Raw genomic sequence first — 2963 nt, 5'->3', positions numbered from 1 at the left:
TAACGTCAGATATTTATTTTTTCATAGTTAAAAGACTTTTTATTAACATAATATATCATACAATAATTAACTTGTTATAGCAGTAATTTTGATCCCCTCTAATTAGTCAATTCAATTTAAACACCACTTTTTTCAATTATTACAAGACATCCTTGAAAGAATGTTTTATGAAAATAGAGTTTATTATAAGCAATTAGCCATGCAAATTAAACATAATAGAATCCTGAAGCCACTCGCTAAAATTCAGTGACGCAATTAAACAAGACAAATTTTCTTAAGGTATCTAAAACAGCTCTCTACAGCATTTTATTTATATAACTTTAGCTTAGAAAATGCGACTCCTAAGATACATCTCACTTTGCGAAACATCATACATTAAATCATAACCATCATGTTAATAAAGTGGATTTTCGTTGTCATATCATTTATCAACTACCAATGTTGATAAGACCCAACGCCGAAGGGTAGATATAATGAAGTTCAAGGCTCAGCCTTCTATCTTAGAAGACAGACTAAATACCTTTGGCCAATCCTGAGAATAAAATACCAAACGGATTTTCTCGTTAATCCTTTGCAATTTTATCCTATCGCATGAATTATCGGATCTCTAATCCCCCTTTTACCAACACTTACGACAGCACGGGATGGTAGACATCGAATCAATCATTTAGATAGTTCACTCCATTTTCACGTCGCCTGGGTTATAAGAAATAAAGAATGACTCGATCAAATTCTCACTATTCTTGTAAGCACTCATGCGGTATTGAGGCCACCCTGCAGGGGCCTACCCAAGGCCTGAATTGGCGAATAGCTCTTTTCAATCCTAAAACTATGTACCCATGCGCATAAATACATAGTTCCATGCATAGAAAAAAATCTTTCAAAACAAATAATTACGATTTAATCGTTGCTACTATGTATTTTAAGGGGGCAAGTACTGGGCGGCAGCGAACTGCTCCCTTTGCTCATGCTCGCTACCGGTGTTTTTCTGAGCTGCCTGGGCGGCAGCGAACTGTGGCAAACGAGTATATCCCACGGCGCGACGGTTTCTGAGCTGCCTGGGCGGCAGCGAACTGATGAACGTGCACCACCTGCACGCTGGTTATTTTCTGAGCTGCCTGGGCGGCAGCGAACATAAGCGACTTGAGGCGTTGACGCGCCTGTGTTTTCTGAGCTGCCTGGGCGGCAGCGAACTACTGGCACACAGGGCACTTGGGCTGCTGATATTTCTGAGCTGCCTGGGCGGCAGCGAACTACTGGCACACAGGGCACTTGGGCTGCTGATATTTCTGAGCTGCCTGGGCGGCAGCGAACCCTGAAGCAGCATCGCGGCGGCTTGGCGCTTATTTCTGAGCTGCCTGGGCGGCAGCGAACGCATTGAGGATGGCAATCTGAAACGGCAGCGTTTTCTGAGCTGCCTGGGCGGCAGCGAACGGCCCCTTTTTTTGCCTGAAATTTGGCTCTTTTTCTGAGCTGCCTGGGCGGCAGCGAACTGAGCCCTTGGGCGAGACCGCCCCTCCTCAGTTTTCTGAGCTGCCTGGGCGGCAGCGAACTGGCAGCGCCCTGCCCTCGCTGTCGGCATCCATTTCTGAGCTGCCTGGGCGGCAGCGAACCCATTAGGCCATTTTTTCCTTGTGGTGGAGCATTTCTGAGCTGCCTGGGCGGCAGCGAACTTTATGTTGGCGTTGTTATTGCTCAGCGCATATTTCTGAGCTGCCTGGGCGGCAGCGAACTGATTGGCGTTGCATTGCGTGCTACCGGTAGTTTTCTGAGCTGCCTGGGCGGCAGCGAACGAGCTGCGCGAGGAGCTGCACGATGTCAAGCATTTCTGAGCTGCCTGGGCGGCAGCGAACCAGCCGCGCGCATCTGAGTCGGGGTTAGGCCATTTCTGAGCTGCCTGGGCGGCAGCGAACCCGATGCCGCCAGTGTTGTGGGACTGATTCAGTTTCTGAGCTGCCTGGGCGGCAGCGAACGCGGCTCTCGCAGTGCCAGTGCAGGTTAATGATTTCTGAGCTGCCTGGGCGGCAGCGAACCAAGTGCGGGTTTTTTTATGCCCGCAATTTGAGTTTCTGAGCTGCCTGGGCGGCAGCGAACGCCCAGAATTATAAAGCTGGCTTGATCATCACTTTCTGAGCTGCCTGGGCGGCAGCGAACTCCGCCATCGCTCAGTCATGGGGGCCGTGGGTTTTCTGAGCTGCCTGGGCGGCAGCGAACAATCGTAGCCGCCAGAGCGCCGCGGGCACCATTTTCTGAGCTGCCTGGGCGGCAGCGAACGCAAGAACAGCACGTTCCAAGTTTCTTTTAGTTTTCTGAGCTGCCTGGGCGGCAACGAACTCGTTTGCGCTGGTTTTGATGCGGAGGTATTTTTTCTGAGCTGCCTGGGCGGCAGCGAACCTAGATACGGCATGGCAGCGCCTGATAAAGCTTTTCTGAGCTGCCTGGGCGGCAGCGAACAACTACGAAAGCTCCAACGATGCCTACGTGGTTTTCTGAGCTGCCTGGGCGGCAGCGAACTTCCGCCTCAGCGACCATTTGCGCGGCGTCCTTTTCTGAGCTGCCTGGGCGGCAGCGAACATCGCGCTGCCATGGTGCGGTGTTGCCCGGTATTTCTGAGCTGCCTGGGCGGCAGCGAACCGCATCCAGCGCAGCGTCCAGCGTGTCTTTAATTTCTGAGCTGCCTGGGCGGCAGCGAACTCGGCGGCCCAGATGGCGGCCTCGGTGCAGTATTTCTGAGCTGCCTGGGCGGCAGCGAACAAGCGCAAAGCCGAGACGTTCAAGGTATTCACTTTCTGAGCTGCCTGGGCGGCAGCGAACCCAGTAAAACCACCCATTGCAGCAAGGCTCATTTTCTGAGCTGCCTGGGCGGCAGCGAACTCGATCAACGCCCTGGGCGTCGCCCAAGCCGATTTCTGAGCTGCCTGGGCGGCAGCGAACGAGGGGCTCCCTCTGTTTGTGGCACTGGA

Annotated in this window: 1 CRISPR repeat array. The window is 52.0% G+C overall.

What is annotated here, in order from left to right:
- Window positions 1-985: 985 nt before the first annotated feature.
- Window positions 986-2934: a CRISPR direct-repeat array (repeat unit 28 nt; unit sequence TTTCTGAGCTGCCTGGGCGGCAGCGAAC).
- Window positions 2935-2963: the final 29 nt, after the last annotated feature.

Source organism: Halomonas sp. BC1, from assembly GCF_002078135.1.
In the GTDB taxonomy this organism is placed as follows: domain Bacteria; phylum Pseudomonadota; class Gammaproteobacteria; order Pseudomonadales; family Halomonadaceae; genus Vreelandella; species Vreelandella stevensii.
The sequence above is the reverse complement of the archived record's forward strand: the minus strand, read 5'-3'. Positions and strand labels throughout refer to the sequence as shown.